Source organism: Flavobacterium sp. LAR06 (genome assembly GCF_041946075.1).
Classification (GTDB): domain Bacteria; phylum Bacteroidota; class Bacteroidia; order Flavobacteriales; family Flavobacteriaceae; genus Flavobacterium.
The window spans coordinates 114,534-136,973 of record NZ_JAUTYT010000009.1 but is presented as its reverse complement, the minus strand read 5'-3'; the positions used below and the strand labels follow the sequence as shown (position 1 = coordinate 136,973).

The window sequence follows — 22,440 nt, the reverse complement described above, 5'->3', positions numbered from 1 at the left end:
AACCACATTTTATGAATACAACAATCCGCATTAAATTATCTCTAATGATGTTTCTCGAATTTTTTATCTGGGGGGCATGGTTTGTCACGCTGGGTACTTTTTTAGGAAACAATTTAAAGGCCTCAGGATCTGAAACTGCAGCCGTTTTTTCTACGCAATCCTGGGGAGCTATCATCGCACCTTTTATCATTGGTTTAATTGCAGACCGTTATTTTAATGCAGAGAAAATTTTAGGTATTCTGCATATAGCAGGTGCTTTTTTAATGTATCAAATGTATCAGTCAACTGATATTGGATTGTTTTATATCTATGTATTGAGTTATATGGTTTTGTATATGCCAACACTGGCTTTGGTGAATTCAGTTGCTTTTAACCAAATGAAAGATCCGGAAAAAGAGTTTGCCAACATTAGAGTTTGGGGAACAATCGGATGGATTCTGGCTGGTTTAGCAATCAGCTTTTTGTTTCATTGGGATTCTGCAGAAGCTGTTTCTACCGGATTACTTAAAAACACCTTTCTTTTGGCTGGAATTGCGGCTTTGGTTTTAGGCGTACTGAGCTTTACATTACCGAAAACACCACCAAAAGTTAGTGAGGAAAAAATTAAAATTGGGGATATTATTGGCCTTGATGCCTTAAAGCTTTTAAAGGACAAAAACTTCCTTATCTTTTTTATTTCCTCCATTTTGATATGCATTCCATTGGCTTTTTATTACCAAAATGCACATCCTTTTCTGACTGCTGCCGGAGTTGAAAACCCGACAGGAAAAATGGCTATTGGACAAATATCCGAAGCCTTATTTTTATTATTTATTCCGGTCTTTTTTGCCCGTTTTGGGTTTAAGAAAACCATTTTGGTCGGAATGCTGGCCTGGGCCGTTCGTTATGTTTTATTTGCCTACGGAAATGGTGGCGATTTGAGTTTTATGCTTATTACCGGAATTGCTTTGCACGGAATATGTTATGATTTTTTCTTTGTTTCAGGACAAATTTATACGAATTCAAAGGCAGGAGAAAAATACAAAAGTGCTGCTCAGGGTTTGATAACATTAGCGACCTATGGTATCGGAATGTTAATCGGTTTTGCAGTGGCAGGCTGGATTACCGATAATTACAAAACTGTTGAAGGAGCAATCAACTGGTTAATGGTATGGATCATTCCAGCGGGAATCGCCTTTGCGGTATTCTTAATTTTTGCACTTTTATTTAAGGATAAAAATAAGCTGGCAAATGAAATTTAAGTACTTAAAAAAACAAAGAAAATGAGTACAACTTTTGATAGAAGAACGGCCATAAAAGGTATTCTTGCAGGAACAGTAACTTTTGGAATTCCATCCGATTTATTGGCTTTCGCTGATTCCCCGGAAGCACTTAAATTAAATTTGAATACATTGAAAGGAAAAATTAATCATTCAGTAGCCCGTTGGTGCTTTAGCGATTTTGATGTTGAAACACTTTGTGTGGAAGCTAAAAAAATTGGCATTACCGGTATTGATCTGGTTGGTCCAAAAGAGTGGCCAATACTAAAGAAACACAATCTTGTTTCGACTATGTGCAATGGTGCCGAATTAAATCTAGTGGATGGTTTCAATGATCAAAAATTTCATGAGCAGCTGATTAAAAATTATACAGAAATGATTCCCCTTGTTGCAAAAGCAGGCTACAAAAACCTGATTTGCTTTAGTGGAAACAAAAGGGGAAAAACAGATGAAGAAGGCTGGAACAATTGTGTACTTGGTTTGCAAAAACTAATTCCGCTGGCCGAAAAACATCAGGTAACCTTGGTTATGGAATTGCTAAACAGCAAGATTGATCACAAAGATTATCAATGTGATAAAACATCCTGGGGAGTTGAATTAGCCAAACGAATCAATTCGGAAAATTTTAAACTGCTTTATGATATTTACCATATGCAAATTGATGAAGGTGATGTAATCAGAACAATCAGAGAAAATCACAAATACATTGCACATTATCATACTGGCGGAGTTCCCGGACGCAATGAAATTGATGAAACGCAGGAACTCAATTACAGCACTATAATGAAAGCGATTGCTGCTACGGGTTTTACTGGTTTTGTTGGTCAGGAATTTATTCCGAAACAAAAAGACAAAATAGCATCCTTAAAAAAGGCAATTGAGATTTGTGATATTTAATAAAAAATAAAAATTATGATAAAGAGAAGAGATTTTATAATAAGTAGCGGTTTGGCATTAGGTGCATTGGCAATTGCTCCTTCCCTTGCCTTTTCGGCTAAGCCAAAAAATATTGGCCTCCAATTGTATACGTTAAGAGATGAATTTTCTAAAAACGTAAAGGGCGTTTTAGAGCATGTGGCTAAGACAGGCTACAAAGATGTTGAAACGTATGGATATTCAGCAGAAAAAGGCTTTTTTGGTACCTCAGCAAAAGATTTTAAAAAAATACTTAGCGATAATGGCCTAAAAGCCTCAAGTGGACATTATGATTTTAATTCTTTTATAAAAGACAACAATGCCGATTTTCTAAAATCTGCTATTGAATGTGCCAATCAATTGGGAAGCGAATATATTACTGTTCCTTATTTAGATGAAAAATTAAGAAGTGATTTGGATGCCTTTAAAAGAATCGCTCAAAAAATAAATGAAGCAGCGGTTTTATGCCAAAAGTCAGGTTTGAAATTGGCTTATCATAATCACGATTTTGAATTTAAAAAAATTGGAAATCAAACAGGCTATGACATTCTATTGCAGGAAACCGATAAAAAATTAGTCGATTTTGAATTGGATTTATATTGGGCAGTACGCTCTGGAAACGATCCGTTAGCATTATTTAAAGCAAATCCGGGTAGATTCACGATGTGGCATGTAAAAGATATGGATAAAGCTAAGGCAGAATGGAACACCGAAATTGGTGAAGGAAGCATCGATTTCAAATCTATTTTTGCAGAAGCTAAACTTTCCGGCATGAAACATTTCTTTGTAGAGCAGGAAACCAATTACTCTCCAAATCCAATGGAATCTATTAAAACAAGCTGGGATTTTGTCTCTAAACAATTAATTTAATATATCACCATTACTAAGTGAATTAAGTGCTGCTGTTTTTAATAAAAAAAGCTCCAAAATCAATTGATTTTGGAGCTTTTACTTTAAGATACAATAAGCTAATGTTATTGATATTGTTATTGTTTTTTAAATATAGTGTCCTGCAGTTCTTCTAAAGATTTTTCTTTTGTTTCAGGCATTATAAAAATTACAAAAAGTAATTGAAACACCATCATTACAGCAAAAACCAAAAATACAACGCCGGGACCAATTGTAGAAAACAGAAACGGAATCATTGATGGAATAATAGCAGCCAGCACCCAATGTGTGGAAGAACCGAAAGCCTGACCACTGGCTCTTAAATGATTCGGGAAAATTTCTGAAATAAAAACCCAGATCACGGCACCCTGCCCTATTGCATGTGAGGCTATAAACAAGAATAAAAAAATAGGAACCTGCATGCCTTCCCATTTTAGGAAAAAAGCTGCTGATACAAGTCCTAATGAAATAATATAACCAATTGAACCAATATACATCAAAATTTTTCTTCCCAGAACATCAATTAAAAACACACCAAAAAGCGTAAATACCAGATTAGTTATCCCAATTCCTACACTGCTCATTAAGGCCGCACTTTCGCCTAATCCGGCTTCAGCAAAAATTCTTGGCGCATAATACAAAAAAGCATTGATTCCCGAAAATTGATTGAATAACGCAATTAAAAAAGCGAGCATTAAAGGAAATCTATACTTTTTCAAAAATATGGTTTCTCCTTTTTTATCTTCATTTTCACCTGCTCCTAAATGCATTTCCTGCATTAGATCCTCAATTTTTGCCTGTGGATCTATTTTTTCTAAAACCGTTTTAGCTTCCGCTATTCTTGCTTTTGATAATAGCCATCTGGGACTTTCCGGAATCGTAAAGACGATAATGATGTAAAAAAATGCCGGAAAAGCCATTATGCCAATCATCCATCTCCAGGCGTTTTCACCTGCATCTCTCAACAAATAATTCGATAAAAAAGCAATCAAAATTCCTAAAACAATATTAAACTGATAAAGGGAAACCAATCTTCCACGGTCTTTTGCGGGAGCAATTTCAGATACATAAGCCGGCGCAGCTATAGTTGAGGCACCAATTCCGAGTCCGCCTAGAAAACGAAAAAAGGCAAACGTCAATGGACCTTCAGCCAATGCGGAACCAATAGCAGATCCTAAAAACAAAACACCAATCCAAATAAGCGTTTTTTTCCTCCCTAAGGCATTCGTTGGAATTCCTCCAAAAATGGCTCCTACAACAGTTCCCCACAAAGCCATCGCCATTACGACCGATCCATGAAAAACATCAGATGTATGCCATATTTCCTGTAATTTTTTATCGGCACCAGAAATTACGACAGTGTCAAATCCAAATAAAAACCCGGCCAGCGCAGCAGTAACAGACCATAATAATATTTTATTCATAATACGTTTTTTAAAAGTTAAGTAATAGAACGCTTTGGCCAAGCAGAACCAGGAAAATTATTCTGAAGCAATGTTGAATGAATACGTACCTGATTTAAGTTGAACCACTTTATATAATCCTTCTTCACTAGTCCCGTTTATAGCATCGAAATTATAACTAACAGTACTATTCTTTTCTAGATACAGCGTTGCAGTAGCATTTGGCGGAACAGTTACTTTGTAAATTATACTTTTCTTTTCTCGTTTCCAGTTGGATACAATTTTTCCGTAAGGAGATGTATGTTCTGATTCAAAATAAGCAAGTCTTTTTACAAAATTTGGTTTTAAAATAATGTGTTTAAAGCCCGGTACATTTTCGTCAGGAAAAATCCCTCCAATTCCTTTATACATCCATGCGCCTATTTCTCCAAACATGATATGATTCATCGAAGCGTCATTTTTCTCTACGTTCAGTGGCCAATTTTCATATAAGGTAGTGGCTCCATTTTTTATCCAATAACCCCAGGACGGAAAATCTTCCTGTGAAGCCATTTTATAAGCGGCATCTGCATAGCCGTTTTCGCTTAATGCATTCAGTATCGCTTTAGTTCCGAGTAAACCAACGTCAAGATGAAAATTAGTTTCCTGTACCTTTTTATATAAATTATCGGCTACTTTTTGTTTAAATTCATCCGGAACCAATCCCCAATAAAGGGGACCGGACAATTCTGTTTGAGTGCCGCTGCAATATAAATATGTCGTTTTATTCAAAAACTGCTCGTTGAATATGTTTTTGATTTTTTCTGCCAACTTAAAATAGTGATCTGCATCGCTTGTTTTTCCTAACAGTTTTGCTGTTTTGGCCAAAATCATTACATCTGTATAATAATACATGGTAGAAGTAAGCGGTTTAGAACTTGTGCTTTTTACAGGAACCCAATCTCCTAATCCCCAGTCGGTGATTCCGGTTGGATAACGTTTATCAATCAAATCTACATATTGCTTTATATTCGGATACATTTTAGATAAAAGGCTGGCATCTCCATAAAACTCATATATTTTCCATGGAATAATAGCAATAGAACTAGTCCAATCCGGACCTGTCGCAAATTCATAACCAAATGCTCCGGGATTCGGAATAATATTTGAAATTCCACCATCACTTTGCTGCTCATCCTGATGATCCGCAAGCCATTTTTCATAAATGGTAATTCCGTCAAAATTATACAATCCTGTTTCAACATTCGTATGCGCGTCTCCTGTCCATCCGTTCTTTTCGCGTTGCGGGCAATCGGTCGGATAACCAAATAAATTGGCGAGGTAGCTGCTGTTTGTCGCTTCCCAAATTTTATTAAAAACGATGTTAGACGTTTTAACTTTCCCCACAGCCGGAACGTCACTGTGCATTTCTAAAGCCAATAGATTATCATCATCCAATTTAAAAGGCTTGCTTGACGTTACTTCTACAAATTGAAATCCTTTGTAATTAAACTTTGGAGAGAAGCTCTCGTTATCATTTCCTTTTGCAATAAAAATATCCGTTTGAAAAGGATCTGAATTGTCGGTAGGTCGATAATGTAAATCGATATTGGAAAGGTCGACCATACCGTTTTTATACAAACGTTCTGCGTGTTTTATTCTGAAAACGGTTCCAGGAGGCGCCTTTTTTATCGAAAATTCAACCGTTCCTGCAATATTTCGTGGGAATGTAAAAACACTTAAAGTATCGTTTATTCTGTTTATTTTAATGGGGTTTAACTTCGCAACAACCCGAATAGGATACAATTGTTGTGACACTAATTTGGAGGAAGGAGCTTTCACCAATATCGCTTTGTTCCAATTGTGATCATCAAAATCAGGCTTGTTCCAATCCTTTATTTCTTTTCGGGCATCATAATGCTCGCCCGTATAAATGCTATTGAAAATTACAGGGCTATCTGCTGTTTTCCATGTTTCATCTGTTACTATCGTTTCAGTAGTGTTATCCAAATAGGTAATTCTGATATTGACCAAACAGCGTGGACGGTTTCTCCAATTTGTTTTATCAAAATTCCAAACCGCGGTCGATTGATGATTGTACCAACCATTTCCTAATAACATTCCAAAAGCGTTTTTTCCTTTTTGCAAATAAGCCGTAATATCTAAAGAAGCATACAAATTTCGACGATCATACCTTGTAAACATTGGATCCAGCATTCGATTTCCTACTTTTTTTCCATTGACATAAAACTCATATAATCCACCTGCCGTGACATACACGCGAGCCTTTTTAATCGTTTTTGCGGTCGTGATTTCCTTTCTGAAATACGGCGCCGGCTTATAATGCTTATCATGAGAATCTGATATCCAGCTTCCTTTCCAGTCACTAGATTGCAACATAGCCGTTTCAAAACGATTTATTTTTGAAACCTCCATCTTGTTTTTATTGCTCCATGATTTTACTCTCCAGAAATAAGTTGTAAAAGACTGAAGATCTGCTCCATTATACGAAACTAACATAGCTTCTGAAGCTACTTTTCCAGAAGTCCAAACCAATTCTTTTTCTTTAACTAAAGCGATCGAATCAGTTGCTATTTCTATTTGATAGGCCGTTTGCAATACGTCATGGATATTGCTTTTTAATTGCCATGAAAATCTTGGTTGTGGCACATCAATTCCCAAAGGATTTACAAGATGTTCGCAATTGAGATTTACAGGCGTTTGCGAATAGCCTACTAAATTCAGTAATAGAAAAAGGAAAAATATAGTGCGTTTCTGTTGTATCATTATTATTTTTTTTCTTTTGAACTGTAATGAAATATTTCCGTTTAAATCTACTCTAAAACAGCCGCCCAACCGCCATTTTTTACCATTTTTACTTCAATAACATCGTTGTTAGTGACATTGAAACTCTTTTTTCTGTAATCCATAGCCTGATATCCTGCATTGATACCATCTTCAAATGAAGTTACTTTATACGATTTTCCCGTTTTTAAGAAGTTTAGATTTAATTTAAAAGTTCTCTCTTTTTCAGCGTTGTTGGTTATTCCGCCAATAAACCATTTTGAGCCTTTTCTTTTGGCTACAATGGCATATTGCCCGGCTTGAGCTTCCAGCGCTACCGTTTCATCCCAGGTTGTTGGAACTGAGGTGATAAATTCAGTACATTCTTTTTCGCGGTAATAATTGGTTGGATTATCAGCAAGCATTTGCAAACCACTTTCAAAAACTACAAATAAAGCAAGCTGATAGGCACGTGTTCCAATACTTGCAGAGTTAGGTCGTTCCGATCTGTAAACCTCAGGCTGCATGCTGATCATTGCTCCGGGCGTATAATCCATCGGTCCAACGGCGTTGCGCATAAAAGGAAGATATACACTATTATCTGGTTTACAGCCTCCCATTTGCTCCATTCCTCTTACTCCTTCATATGATATCAGGTTTGGATATTTATATTCCAGACCAGCTGGTTTAAACGCACCATGAAAATCAACCAATATTTGATATTTTGCAGCTTCTTTAGCTACCTTTTCATAATAATTAACCATAACCTGATCACTGCGATCCATGAAGTCAATTTTTACTCCGGCTACTCCCCATTCTTTAAAAGTTTTAAAAAGTTCCATGTTTTTTTCTACTGTCAGCCATGTTAACCATAGTACGATTCCAACCTTTTTTTCTTTCCCATAACGAATCAATTCCTGAACATCAACATTTGGATTAGGCGAATAAGGATCTTCTGTACTTTTAGCCCAGCCTTCATCCATAATGATGTATTCAATACCAAATTTTGAAGCAAAATCAATAAAATATTTATACGTATTTAGGTTATAACCAGATACAAAATTCACATCAGGACCGTATGGAGTTGCACCGTTCCACCATTCCCAACTCGCCTGACCCGGTTTTATCCAGGATGGATCCTGAACCTGACTTTTTGGAGCCAATTTCAAGGTCATCGTATTTTCAATAAGTTGTTTGTCATTTTTAGTTATGACAAAATAACGCCACGGAAAACTTCTTGTTCCGGCAGTTTTTGCAATATAATCTGCTTCTTTTAAAATTTTGAGGCTTCTGTCTCCGTCTGGCCCAAAATCCAAGGGTGCTTTTGGAAATGTAGATACAACGCCGCTTCCCGTTCCTTTTAAAAACATTCCCGGATAATCAGACAAATCAGATTCGCTGATTAATATTTTGTATTGTTTTTTTGAATCTGCCAAAACAGGAAGTGTTGACATTTTATCAGAAGATTTCCAGTCACTGGCATTTAAATGTGAATATTCCTCTTCATAAGAGGTTTTAAAACTTTCGGCCTGTTGCAAATGAAGTTGATAATCCGTTGGGAAATTAACCGAAAAATCTTCATTTAGTATTTCAATTTCTCCTTTTTTGGCTGTTATAAATCGGTAAGCAACACCTTCATCAAAAGCACGGAATTCAACTGAATATCCTCCTTTAAAATTCAGCAGCAAATAATTATAAACATTAGCTACCGTTGAAAATTTAAGCGGAATGACCGGTTTTATAACTTCGTTTACTTTTCCGGTTTTACTTCCTGCTACTTTCGGATTTAGTCCTAAAGTTTCATTTTTAAGGACTAAACCTAAATGATTTTTTGCCGCTAATTCGTCATTTCCTGCTAAAATCGAATAATAGATCTTATCGCCTAAAGTGATTGCTATTTTTAATTCACCATTGGGCGATGCTACTTCAAAATTTGTTTTTTGAGAATAGGCATTTGAAATTCCCAAAAGCAATAAGAGACAAGCAAATAATTTTATTTTTTTCATCAGAACATTTTTATATGAATAACGTCCCACGAAAAATGGGACGTTATTTTATTACTATCTATTACTTCGTTATGACTTGTATTTCGCCACCATTTTTAAACAAATCGTGCGAAATGAAATAGCCATCAATTTTAGCGTTGTTTACTTTAATGGCTTCTAAATCTCTTTTCCCGTTAGGATTTTTTATCGTTACTTTTTTTCCTGCCGGAGTTGTCCAGGCTACTTCTTTAAAAATAGGAACAGTGACAATATATTCAGGATCAGCAGGTGATAGCGGATAAAGTCCTAATGCACCAAACACATACCACGAGGACATTTCACCCGCATCATCCATACCACTCATAGCCAGTTTTTCTGGCCCAATTCCATACATTGTATCTAAAATTTCGTCTATTCTTTTTTGCGATTTTTCAGGTTTGTTTACAAAATAATAAGAAAACGGTGCTTCATGATCCGGCTGGTTTCCGTGGCAATATTGTCCAATAAATCCAGAGATATTCCACGCAATATAACTTGGATTCCAAGGTTTTGTAAAGAACTCGTCTAATTTTGCATCAAAAGGTTTTGCCCCACCATAAAGCTGAACTAAGCCTGGCATATCATGAGGAACAAAAAAGGAAAGCTGCCATGCATTTGCTTCCCTGTACATATATTCATAATAAGGAAACTCAGGATTAAAAGGCGTTATCCATGAACCATCTGCCAATCTTCCTCTCATAAAAGTGGTAGATTTGTCAAAAACGTTTGCATAATTTTTAGAACGCTTAACCAAATCATTATAATGTTCTGTATCATTCATTTCTTTTGCTAACAATGCAAGCGCGTGATCGTCATAAGCATATTCTAAGGTTTTAGTAACAGCGGCATTTGCTACTGTTTCTACTTTTGGATCTTTAATATCTTGTTCCGGAACATAACCTTTAGCAATATATTCCGCAATATGTGGTCTTGTTCCGCCTTCCTTGTAAGCGTTGTTCAATAATAATTGGTACGCTTTTTTTACATCATAATTTCGGATTCCTCTCAAATAAGATCCTGCAATAAAAGAGGCTGCGTGATCTCCGTGAAAAAATGTCGGAATAAAACCTTTTATTTCACCTTCGTTAATAATCGAACTGATCACATCAGCGGTAACATCCGGAGAAAAAATGCTTAACAGAACCAGTTTATTTCTGTAATCATCCCATAAGGAGGGCAGTGTGTAATAGTGGTAGTTTTCTTTACGTACTTTTCCGGCTTCATCAATAAATTGCCCGTTTACATCACTTCGTAAAGCAGGCCATAAAAACGATCTGTACAACATGCTGTAAAACATAACATTTTGTTGTTCTGTTCCGCCTTTTACCTGAATTTTAGACAACATGTTTTCCCACTTTGTACTTCCCTCATCAAAAACTTTTGACAGCGTTTTATCTCCTACCTCAGCTTTTAGATTTTCAGCTGCATTTTCTACACTTACAAATGAAAGTGCGATTTTAACCGTAACGGGTTTAGTATCGCCGTCTTTAATATTTACTAAAGTATAACCGCCGCTTTTTGCGATATCTTTGGTATCTAATTTTTCAATTGGACTGCTCAAAGTCGCATAAAAGTATATTTTTTCGCCTCCGGTTCTTTGAAAACCGCTAACTGCATTGGCGCCTTCGAGCTTAATTTGCCAGTCGTCTACACGATTGTTTGCTTTACCGAGATCAAAAAGTACTTTTCTGCCTTTGTTGTTTTTAAAAGTATATTCGTGTACACCGCAGCGTAAAGTTGAAGTCAGTTTTACCTGCACGTCATATTCTTTTAAATACACTTCGTAATACGCCGGACTCGCTTTTTCCTGATCATGGCTAAATGATGATTTGTACGGAAAAGAAGCGCCATCCGAAACTGGTAAAAGCGGAATATGACACAAATTCCAATGTCCTTTGTTGGTATGTGTAAAACCTAAAATTTCTGTATCTTCATATTCGTAGCCCGCACCTGATCTGTATTTTGTCATCGGACTTAACTGCACCAGTGCGTTTGGAACAGAGGATCCCGGAAATACCAAACCTGCCCAGACACGCATATTGGCTGGCGGTGTATAACCAATTATTTTAGTGTCCAGTAAAGGCGCAGTTCCAATAAACGGGTTTACCAAAGCTGTGTATTTACCTTTTGAAAGACCGCCACCAGATTTCTGAGCTGCCGCAGTAAAGCCAAAAATTGACATAGACAGGGCCGCAAGAACTATATTCTTGTTAAATTTTATCATTTTATAAAAAATTAAAATCGGTTAAAAACTATAACTCAAGTAATTTTGGATTCTTTTTATAGGTATCCCACAACAATTCTCCAAACAAGGTATTTGTCCATGCAAACCAGGATCTGGTGAAATTTTTAGGATCATCTTTGTGAAAAGATTCATGCATAAAACCAGTATCTCCATGTGAGCCTTTAAGCATTCTGATACATTCTTTTATTTCATTTTGATCAGAAGTGGTATAGGCTCTCATGACAAGCGACATTGGCCAAATCATATCCATACCAACGTGTGGTCCACCAACTCCCTCGGCTGCTTTTCCTTTAAAGAAAAACGGATTATCTTCTGAAAGAATAAATTTTCGGGTATTTTGATACGTTGGGTCATTAACATCAATCGCATCTAAATATGGCAAACTCAATAAACTCGGCACATTAGAATCATCCATTAATAAATGACCTCCAAAACCATCTACTTCAAATGCAAAAATATCTCCGTATTTAAGGTGTTTAACCACTGCATGTTCTTTTATGGCATTTGCTACCTCTGCTCCTAAATCTCTTAATTCTTTTGCGGTTGCATTGTCTTTTTTAATGGTCTCCAACATTTCTGCAGCCTGATTCATACTGGCTACAATAAAAAAGTTAGACGGAATCAGGAAAGAAAAAACAGTTGCGTCATCACTCGGCCTGAAAGCCGAACAAACAAGGCCAACCGGTTTAACCGGATATCCATAACCTTTTAAAGGTCGTGTATCAGTAGCGAACTGTGTCGTTCTTTGAAATGTATAAGGATTCTTACCGTTCTTTTGTTGTTGATCTCTGAAAACCTTCAGCGTTGCTTTAATTGCTTTAACCCAGTTTTCATCAAAAGGAGCAACATCTCCCGTATTTTTCCAATAATTGTAAGCTAATCTGATTGGGTAGCAAAGCGAATCGATTTCGTATTTTCTTTCGTGAACACCCGGTTTCATATCGGTATGATCTGTTGTCCACTCCCCTTTTTTATTTGGATCGTTATAAAATGCATTCGCATACGGATCTTTCAAAATGTATTCTGTCTGTCTGTTTATCACACCGGCGATAAGGTTTTTCAGTTTTGCATCTTTTCCGGCGAAAGCCATATAAGGCCAAACCTGAGCAGAACTATCCCTTAGCCACATGGCATCAATATCGCCCGTTATAACGTAGGTGTCTGGTCTCCCATTTTTTTGTGAATACGTTACAGTAGTGTCAAGGGTATTTGGAAAACAGTTGTTGAATAACCATCCTAACTCTTTGTCTTTTACATTTTTTTGAAACTCAGCGATTGTCTTTTCAATAAAATCACTCTCAAAATTTCTTTTGTCTTTAGCAACTCTCACAATCGGGAACTCTTTAATCGCTTTTGTACCAGCAACTATTTCCATAGGATCTATGAGCGCTAAACTGCTAAATAAAACGGTGTTTTGGATAAATTTTCTTCTTTGCATTTTGTATATTTTAAAATTGTAAAAGATTAGTTTACTGTTAAACCTGTATATTCAATACATATAGAGCAACAAAGGTTAATAACACAAAATCTTAAAACAATGGTGTACTATTATAAAATTCAATTATTTAATAGAATTAATTACTTCTTGGTTTATTTTATTTACTTCAGAAAAATTCATTTTATCTACCTTACGGTCGTAGGTCATAAAGCCGTTTACTTCTCCTTCAACATCAGTTGTTTGTGTATACACAGCTGCCGAAAATCCCACTTTAGCCAATTTAATTAACTGATCGGCATATTCTTTATATTTCGCTGTAGTTTCGTCGGTATTTTTAAACTGCGTATATCCCCAATTTTTATCGGTTTGCCAAAGATGATCTTTTACAGGAAGGCCTATACCGCCATATTCTCCCAAAACCGTAATTCTGCGGGCATCGTATAATTTTAATTCCGGTCCAGGATAATGATGAATGTCTAAGATATCTCCGGTTTGAAAGTGATTTCCTCCACTTGAAGAATTGACTAATCTGCTTGGATCATGATTTTTTGTCCATTCCGTAATTTCAACCGTTTTGAACTGTCCCCAAGCTTCATTAAATGGAACCCAAACGACAATACTTGGATAAGAATATAAATTATCCATAATCTCGCGCCATTCTTTTTTGTATGTCTCCTCAGATTGAGCTGTTCTTTTTAGTTCAGTACCTTCAAAATATTTATGCATTTGCCAAATTGGACCTTCATCACCGCTTGGCATATCCTGCCAAACCATAATTCCAAGTTTATCACAGTGTGTATACCATCTTGCTGGCTCTACTTTTACGTGCTTGCGTATCATGTTAAAACCTAGCTCTTTCGTTCGAACTATGTCATATTTTAAAGCTTCATCAGTCGGTGCAGTGTATAATCCGTCAGGCCACCAACCCTGGTCAAGAGGCCCAAACTGAAAACAGTCTTTATTGTTAAGCTGCATTCTCACAATGCCATTGGCATCACGTTTAGCAGATATCTTACGCATTGCAAAATAGCTTTTCACCTCGTCCACTATTATTCCTTTGCTGCTAAATTTCACTTTAACATCATATAAAAACGGACTATCTGGCGACCATAATTTTGGATTGTCCAGGACAATATCCAAAGTTTGGCCTGCAACCGCCTTTTCAGAAGCAACTACATTTGTTCCATCCAATACTGTAACTTCAACGATATCTCCGGCTGTATTTCCTTCCAATTCTGCTTTAATACTAATCGTATTACGATCAATATCCGGAGTAGTTCTTAAATTGGTGATATGTTTTTTATTTACGGGCTCTAACCAGACTGTTTGCCAGATACCTGTAACGGGAGTGTACCAAATTGATTCCGGATTTTTAACTTGTTTCCCTCTTGGCTGTGTCCCGTCACTTGTTGGATCCCAGACTTTAACAACCAGTTTTTGAGATTTTCCAGTTAAAAATGGCGTTATATTAAATGTAAAAGGTGTAAAACCGCCCGTATGCGTACCAATTTTTACATTATTGATCCATACTTCTGTTTTCCAGTCTACTGCACCAAAATGCAATAAAATATCCTGATTTTTCCAATTCCTATCAATTGTGAAATTGGTTTCATACCAAACTTCTTTTTCTGATCCTACAGATTTCATTACCCCGGAAAGGCTTGATTCAACAGCAAACGGAACGAGTATTTTTCCATCGTATCCTTTTGGTGCCGTTTGTCCTACTGGCTGTATTGAATAATTCCATAGACCATTAAGATTTTTCCATTGATTCCTTACCATTATGGGTCTTGGATATTCAGGCAACGTATGATTTGGGTCTACTTGTTCTGCCCATTTGGTTTTTATTTTATCTCCCTGTGGTTTCCATTGTGCAAAAGAGGTAAATCCAACAAAAATAAAAAGTATGACGGTTAATTTATTCTTCATCATGAAATTATGTTTTTTGAATTTTTAGTAGTAACCTAAAAATGTGTTTTTATTAGCAAATACTAAGAGAAAATAATATAAAACCTGAAGGAGGTTTATTTCCTTCAGGTGTTACAAAAATTACTAAACAAACAAACTTACTTAATCAAAATATCCATCTTTATCAAGCTTAGCTGCAGCTTCGATAAGCATTACGCCGCTTAATTGAGTGGTAAGATCTACATTTGCACCAGCGGCAGGCGCTACTTTCCAGTTATTTCCTGAAAGCATAGCTGGTCTTAAAATTCCTTTTTTATAAAATGTTTCAGCATTAAACTTCATGAAATCAGCAAATTTTTCTTTATCGGTAGAGTTTATAGTTTGCTGTTGTGTCAACTCAGTAAAATATCTTACCAGAATACCTTTAAACAAACCACCATCTCCTTGTCCTTCATCTCTTAAAATACCTTCTGAAACTAATTTTGGGCTGGTTAAAACGGATCTTCCTGATTTAACTGCATCATCAAGATAGGTCTGATCATTTGTTGCTTTATACAATCTTAATCCAGCACCAATCCAGGTTCCCATATTGTAGGTAAATACCCAGTCTTTATTAGTGGTAATTACACCATTAGTTTCTGAAATATTATCCCAAACCAACCCAGAAACAGGATCGACAAGATTCTTTTTCTGCCATGCATAAATTTTCTTGGCCCATTCTAAATCTTCAGGATCTTTGTCAATTTCATACAGTCTCATGGCAAGAATAGCAGCAGGACCATTAGAAACTGCATTTTTTTGCATTGGAGTATCTTGTTTCCAGGTGATACCACCTCCAAAAACATCGCTCCAGCTTAATTTTATTCTTTCCCATAAAAAATCAGCAACTTCTTTATATTCTGCGTCTTTTGTTGCATCATAGGCACGAAGGCTAGAATTAGCAAGCCACAGCATATCATCGTTAAAAACGTTATTATAAGTGTTTCCGTTTTTTACTTTAATTCCTTGTAACAAAGCTTTCATTTTAGGAATATAACTTTCATTACCAGTTCTTAAATATCCATCAACAAGAACATCCAGTACGTGTGCATTAGGCCAGTAATGGAAAGTACTGTTTCCAGTATTATTCTGAATATACGTTCCGTTAGAACCTAAATAAGTATTAGTGGTAGCAAGCTGCAAAGAATCTGCTGTTTGTGCCCAGGTGTATTTAAATTCCTGACCACCTGTGTTATTTGGATCACGTAACGGAATTGGATCATCATCACAAGATGCAGTCAATAACCCCAATCCGGCAATAGATAAAAACAGGATACTATAACTTTTTGAAAAAAATCTTTTCATACTATTATTATTTAAAAACGTCTCTCAAAGACACTCCCTGAGAGACGCCTTGATTATTTATAAAATTGTAAAACTGTGTGTGTATGCTGTTGCAGCTGCGCTAAAATTAATTTCTGCATTTACATTACTATTATCAATTGCAGTAGCAAACTTGAAACAGTTGTTCCAGAAATCATTAGTAACCGGTACCATATACCAATATGATGCAGCAGTACTAGCATCTGGTCTGTTATTGTCTCCATTGACGCTGCCATACCATTCTTCCGATGTTGTTTCACCGTTTACAACTGTAAATTTAAATTTGTAACGCTCATCTTTACCCCATGATTCTACTTTGAAATCAATGTGCTTGTTAGCTGCTTTCCAAATACCTCCACCAGAATAAGTATATTCAAATAAATAAGAACTAAGTGGCGGGAACCACAATTCAATCTTTTTAATTTCAGTCATAGTCGTAGAACCATCGCTGAAATCAACTTTTATTTTATACACTTTACTTTCTCCTGCATACGTTGTAGCTCCATCTTGTTTTAATTTAGCTTCGCTGATATAAAATACTTCAGGTGTTCCATTTTTTCTGGTGATAAATTTGTAGGTACCTGCCTTTAGCTTTGTGTAAATTTCAAATGAAGTAGCGCCAGTTTTTTTGAAAGCCTGTGCATCTGCAACAGTTTCTCCATTTTCAGAAGCAGTACCTGTAATAAACAACTGATCCGGAGTTGGGAAACCACCTGGTCTTTGAACTTCGAAAATACCTGATACTGAAGATTTCTGAACATTTAGTCCTTTAGTAGAATAAACCGTCCATTTTAATTTCCCAATACTTTCAGATTGAATTCCAGCCATTTCAGCAATTTTGTTCAGCTCAGTAAAAGAAATGTTCAATTTGTTTTGAAATCCTTTTCCATCTGATGGAATTGTGTAAACCGGTTTAGAGAAATCGCCGCTTTCACGATCAAAAACTACATCGTAAAGTACCGCTCCATTATCTTCTGCTTTAGCTGCTTCCCACTCAAAAATAGCAGAACTTTGCGCTCCAAGATCAAAAAATTTGTTATCAGCTGGTGAATAAAGAGCATTAACTGCACTTACATTCGTGTGGCTCATTGTTTCGTCGTTGTCGCAGCTTACAAGAAATATTGCGCAAATAACTATTAATAATTTTGAATATATATTTTTCATGTTATTGTTTTTTTAGATTGATTTTATTTTACCAGTTTGGATTTTGAGATAAATTTGGATTAATCAAGCGTTCGTCTCTTGGTATTGGCCATAAATAATGTTTATTTGGATCAAAAGTTCTTAAATTAACTCTTAAATAGCCATTGTCGACAGAGGATACACCAAATTGTGCTCCATGCGCATAACCATTTAAAACATCTTCTGCTATTTTCCATCTTCTGATATCAAATATTCTCAGTCCTTCCATTCCAAATTCTGTACGGCGTTCATTTCTAATTACCTCGCGAAGTCCTGTTTGTCCTAATGAACTGTTATAAGCTAATGCGGCACCATCTGTAAATCCTGCTCGCGTTCTTAAAGCCTTAATTGTTCGATCCCAAACTGTACTGTTCATTTGGTTCAACTCATTTTTAGCTTCGGCATGCATCAACAAAATATCAGCATAACGGAAAAGCATTAAGTTTAAACCAGAATTTAAAGAGGTTGTATGCTGTACATCATAGTACTTACGTGTGTAATATCCTGTAGCAGTTTTTGATGATCCTTGTGCATATTCATCAGGAGCACTAGCATTTGGATCAGATCCTGGTTTTATATAAATAGTTTTAGAGCTTCCATCCGCTTCTTTCCAGTTGTATTGATCATACACCACTGTTCCGGTAAGTCTTGGATCTCTGTTTGCATAAGGATTATTTTCATCATAACCTGAACCGGCTTCATTGATTCTTTTTCCGTTAGTCATTATATAACTATCTACTAATTCCTGAGTTGGAGCTAAGCCATTTAATCTTGCCCCTGCAGAAATTGGTGCCATATCAAAAAACTCTCCCCACATTCTGTCAACAGGCACATATTGCAAACTCAAAATATCCTCACTGCTGTATTCGTTTTGTGTTGCAAACAAACCTTCATAAGAACCAAAAAGGGAATATTGGCCATAAGTGTTCGCCATAAACTGTTCTGTTACCTGAGCCACTTCTGCCCATCTGCTTTCATACAAAAGAACTCTTGCTTTTAAGGCCGCCGCAGCTCCTACAGTAATTCTTCCTCTTTCAGCCGGAACTAACTGCGTATTTTTAGGAAGCGCTGGAATTGCAGCATCAAGTTCATCTAATATAAACTCAACCACTTCAGCATGTGGCGTTCTGCTAATAGTTGAGGCCTCTTCAAGAGAAGGATCTTTCTTTACTAACGGAATATCTCCAAACCACGTAGTTAACTGAAAATGTTGAAATGCTCTTATAAAACGTGCTTCAGCAGTCATTCTCGCAATTACAGCCGGATCTGCATCTGGTACGCGTCCGATATTTTCCAAAATCAGATTACAGGTTTTAATTCCTGAATATCGATCATTCCATTCACCTTTTATTCTTCCCAAAGAAGGATCATAAATTCCTGCCGCAATAGATGCCGCTCCTTCGTTATCTCCTCTTCCGTTATAAGCATTATCAGAAAGTGCTTCATTGTAAAAGAATCTCGAACTGTTCTGCATTTGTGAATAAGCCGTATTCAAAAAAGTCTGAGCCTTGTTTACACTTGTCCAATAATTAGAATCTGTAAATCTATCCTCTGGTGCAAGATCCAGGCTTTCACAACTTACCAGCAATAATAATACAGCCGGTATAAATTTTATGTGTTTAAGTATATTTTTCATTTTCGTTTTTTTTTAAAAGCTAATATCAAGACCCATTCCGTAATAAGCCTGTGTTGGAAAGGCTCTTCCACTGTTAGCCCCCGAAGGCGACATATTGCTATTGAACTCAGAAAGTTCAGGATCAACAAATTTCACTTTAGATAACGTAAGAAGATTTTGCCCTGATATATACATACGGAATCTGCTCATACCTAATTTTTCTGCAACATCATTTGGCAATGAATATCCTACCTGTACATTTTTAAGTCTGGCGTAAGCACCATCATATAAATACATATCTGAACCTCTTCTAAAGTTATTCGTATTAGACTGGGTACCATTATTTGCCAAACGCGGGTAACGTGCATCAGGATTTTGAGGTGTCCAGTAATCAAGCTGATGTGTATACATCGTCATACCATAATTATAATGAAATGGTTCTACCAGCTCTCCTCTAATCATCATGGTTCTTTTTCCAACACCTTGTATAAAAATACTCAGATCGAAATTTTTGTAATCTGCCGTGTAGGTCGCTCCAAATGTATATCGAGGAAAAGGGTTACCAAAAATAAATTTATCATTATCGTCAATCTTACCATCTTTATTGGCATCTACATAGCGGTTGTCACCAGGCTGTACACTTAAGCCTTCAGGAACAGCAGCTCCTTCAATTTCCTGCCAATTTTGAAAGTATCCGTCTCTTTTTAAACCAACATAAGAATTAAATGGCATACCTTCTCTAAGCAAAACTTGTAACTCTTCTACTCCAGATAATTTTTCAGCACCACCGCTATACTCTAGTACTTTGTTTTTAGAGTCTCCAACATTTACTGTTAAACTTTGGGTTAAATCTTTGCCTTTATGTGTATAAGTCGCACTTATTTCCCATCCTCTATTACCCACTTTACCATCATTAAAATCAGGAAGATCCGTTCCAAATACGCCTGGAACTTGCGGTGGAATAAGAATATCTGAAGTTACTTTATCAAAGTAATCAAATGAGAAATTTAAAGCTCCTTTAAAGAAATCTGCTTCAAGACCAATATTAAAAGTTGCCGCTTTTTCCCATTGAAGCTCAGCATTTGCAAAATCATACCCCGTTCCGCTAACACCAGAATTATTAAATCCGTATCCATTCTGGAAAGTAAAGTAAGTAGTCTGATATTGAAAATTATTAACGTTTTGATTTCCTACAATTCCATAAGATGCCTTAAATTTCAGATTACCCACTTTATCCCTGTAATTTTCCATAAAATTTTCTTTGGTAAGCGCATAACCGATGTTTCCTGAAGGAAAGAATCCCCATCTGATTTCTTTTCTGAATTTGGATGAACCATCATATCTAAAAGTAAATTCAGCAAAATATTTATCATTATAATCGTATGTTGCACGTCCTAAAACAGAATTTAAACTATTCTTACCCGCCCCGCTATTCGAATTATATGTGTTATCTCCTATTACCGTTTCACTCGTCGGAGTTCCTAAATCAGGATCAGTAAATTTCTTGTATACACCGACTCCTCTATCTGAATGATTTTCATTTGTGACACCAACCATTGCACCAACGTTATGAACTCCTGCAAAAGTTTTATTAAACTCAACCAAAAATTGCGTATTTAAGTCAAGAGCTTTTCTGGTTTCGTCATTGGTATCACGATCAGCTCCATAAACGCCTTGTGGCAGGAAGTTGACTTGTTTTGTTCTGCTGTACATGCTTCCGTTCCACAAACGTCCTCCAAAAATACCTTTTAGTTTTAGGAAACTAGTAAGCTTGAATTCAGCATTTATAGATCCAAAAAGATCATCATTATCATACTTTCTAAAACCTCCCTGCTCTAAAATTCCTAAAGAATTAAATTGCTGTAAGACATCATTTGTCAGGTAATTGCCATTTTCATCTTTTTGTTTATAATAAAGTGGAACCCTAAAAGCATCTACCATTAATGTACCGGTACTTGAAGAATGGTCTGAAATTTTTTGTTTTGCATAAGCAAGACTGGAAGTCAATTTTAATTTACCGTATTCATTGGTAAGATTAATTCTGAAATTGTAACGCTCCAGACCTTTTTTTGGTCCTACAAAATTACTTTCCTGATCTAAATACCCTAATGAAACCAAATAAGTCGAGTTTTCATTACCACCGGAAACAGAAAGATTCTGATTTAATTGCAGTGCCGGCCTTACAATTTCTTCTGCAAACCATTCCGTATCTCCATCTGCTTTTAATTTAGCAATTTGTTCTGCAGTAAAAACTGCGTTTGCTTCGCCTGAATTATAGGCTGCTTCATTTCTTAGCATTGCATTTTCATAACCATGTACAGGTTTAGTAAAGAAAAATGGATTGTTGTATCCCACCAAACTGCTGTATTGTACAGTCATCGGTTTTCCTTTACTTCCTTTTTTAGTTGTAATTAAAACAACACCGTTATTAGCTCGCGAACCGTAAATAGCGGCACTACCCGCATCTTTAAGTACGGAAACACTTTCGATATCAGCAGGGTTTAAGGTATTAATATCTCCTCCTATAATTCCATCAATAACAATCAATGGACTATTATTGCCCAATGTGCTTATTCCTCTAATATTAAGATTTATACCAGCACCTGGCTCAGAATTGTTTTGCTGAATAATTAAGCTGGGAGCTTTTCCTTGCAGGGCCTGAGTTGCATTAACATTTGGCCTCCCTTTAAAAGCGTCGCTGCCTACCTGATCAATAGCACTGATTACTTTACGTTTCTTTTGTGTACCGTAACCCACAACAACAACTTCGTCTAAAGTCGAGACATCAAGGTCTAAAGAGACATTAATAGTAGTTCTATTGTTTACTTTAACCTCAATTGATTTATAACCAACCATCGAGAATCTTAAAGTTGCATTGGCATTGGTTACTGCTATAGTATAGTGTCCGTCAAAATCTGCACTAACTGCACTTTTAGGATTACTCACATCGACTACAGTAGCTCCAGGAAGAGATAAGTTATCGGAAAGACCGATGATAACTCCAGTGACCTGGATTTTTTGAGTCTGGGCGTACATATTATACCCCGAACAAATGAGAATAATTAGGAAAAAGAAATGCGTATGCAGCATTCTTTTCTTTCTGAAATCTGATTGTTTCATCATAAAAAATTTTGGTTAGTTACTACTTAATAAAATAATAAGTGAAATTTAAAAGTCATTGAAATCCGATTTCTCAAACTTTTATGGTTATTGAATTAAATAAGCTTTTATCCCTTAAAATGCTCCGGAAAATCTTAATTGATAAAAATTATACAGTTACTATATTATTTAATTCCTAACAAACATACTAAAACGTTTTAGTAATAAAAAATTTTTTTTACTATGTATAATTTTAATGTTAATTTTATAAGAAATGAATTTAATTGAGGTAGTTTTTTAAATATAATTCAATATATTTTCACGAAAACGTTATAAAAC

13 protein-coding genes are annotated in these 22,440 nt (G+C 36.0%); 3 read left to right on the top strand and 10 right to left on the bottom strand.

The window, feature by feature from the left end; all coding sequences use genetic code 11:
* Window positions 1-11 precede the first annotated feature (11 nt).
* The 3 genes from Q7C23_RS14370 to Q7C23_RS14360 are packed head-to-tail and all read left to right on the top strand — an operon-like array spanning window position 12 to window position 3,044.
* Entirely contained in the window at window positions 12-1,241 is a 1,230-nt protein-coding gene (locus Q7C23_RS14370) for a nucleoside permease (RefSeq protein WP_375033180.1), read from the top strand.
* 21 nt (window positions 1,242-1,262) lie between these two features.
* Window positions 1,263-2,156, top strand: coding sequence for a hydroxypyruvate isomerase family protein (locus Q7C23_RS14365; protein WP_375033179.1), 894 nt, complete (start codon window positions 1,263-1,265; stop codon window positions 2,154-2,156).
* 15 nt (window positions 2,157-2,171) lie between these two features.
* Window positions 2,172-3,044, top strand: a complete 873-nt coding sequence (locus Q7C23_RS14360; RefSeq protein WP_375033178.1) for a sugar phosphate isomerase/epimerase family protein — start codon at window positions 2,172-2,174, stop codon at window positions 3,042-3,044.
* Window positions 3,045-3,160: 116 nt separating this feature from the next.
* Here the strand turns inward: Q7C23_RS14360 and Q7C23_RS14355 are convergent, their stop codons facing one another.
* From Q7C23_RS14355 to Q7C23_RS14310, 10 genes are all read right to left on the bottom strand, one after another.
* Window positions 3,161-4,486 (bottom strand): sugar porter family MFS transporter, encoded by a 1,326-nt coding sequence (locus Q7C23_RS14355; protein WP_375033177.1) that lies wholly within the window; start codon window positions 4,484-4,486, stop codon window positions 3,161-3,163.
* A gap of 57 nt (window positions 4,487-4,543) precedes the next feature.
* Window positions 4,544-7,231, bottom strand: a complete 2,688-nt coding sequence (locus Q7C23_RS14350) for a glycoside hydrolase family 78 protein (RefSeq protein ID WP_375033176.1) — start codon at window positions 7,229-7,231, stop codon at window positions 4,544-4,546.
* A 47-nt stretch (window positions 7,232-7,278) separates the two neighbouring features.
* The gene (locus Q7C23_RS14345; protein ID WP_375033175.1) at window positions 7,279-9,234 is read right to left on the bottom strand and encodes a glycoside hydrolase family 97 protein; all 1,956 of its coding nucleotides are present in this window, start codon (window positions 9,232-9,234) and stop codon (window positions 7,279-7,281) included.
* Between the two features lie 61 nt (window positions 9,235-9,295).
* On the bottom strand, window positions 9,296-11,476 hold the full coding sequence (locus Q7C23_RS14340; protein ID WP_375033174.1) for a GH92 family glycosyl hydrolase: 2,181 nt from the start codon (window positions 11,474-11,476) through the stop codon (window positions 9,296-9,298).
* Window positions 11,477-11,504: 28 nt separating this feature from the next.
* On the bottom strand, window positions 11,505-12,935 hold the full coding sequence (locus tag Q7C23_RS14335) for a glycoside hydrolase family 125 protein (RefSeq protein WP_375033173.1): 1,431 nt from the start codon (window positions 12,933-12,935) through the stop codon (window positions 11,505-11,507).
* Window positions 12,936-13,058: 123 nt separating this feature from the next.
* The gene (locus Q7C23_RS14330; RefSeq protein WP_375033172.1) at window positions 13,059-14,867 is read right to left on the bottom strand and encodes a glycoside hydrolase family 2 protein; all 1,809 of its coding nucleotides are present in this window, start codon (window positions 14,865-14,867) and stop codon (window positions 13,059-13,061) included.
* A gap of 138 nt (window positions 14,868-15,005) precedes the next feature.
* Entirely contained in the window at window positions 15,006-16,187 is a 1,182-nt protein-coding gene (locus Q7C23_RS14325; protein WP_375033171.1) for a glycoside hydrolase family 76 protein, read from the bottom strand.
* A 57-nt stretch (window positions 16,188-16,244) separates the two neighbouring features.
* A complete protein-coding gene (locus Q7C23_RS14320; protein ID WP_375033170.1) occupies window positions 16,245-17,369 on the bottom strand; it encodes a SusE domain-containing protein in 1,125 nt (374 codons plus the stop codon).
* 28 nt (window positions 17,370-17,397) lie between these two features.
* Window positions 17,398-19,023, bottom strand: a complete 1,626-nt coding sequence (locus Q7C23_RS14315) for a RagB/SusD family nutrient uptake outer membrane protein (RefSeq protein ID WP_375033169.1) — start codon at window positions 19,021-19,023, stop codon at window positions 17,398-17,400.
* Window positions 19,024-19,035: 12 nt separating this feature from the next.
* Window positions 19,036-22,125 (bottom strand): SusC/RagA family TonB-linked outer membrane protein, encoded by a 3,090-nt coding sequence (locus tag Q7C23_RS14310; protein ID WP_375033168.1) that lies wholly within the window; start codon window positions 22,123-22,125, stop codon window positions 19,036-19,038.
* Window positions 22,126-22,440 lie beyond the last annotated feature (315 nt).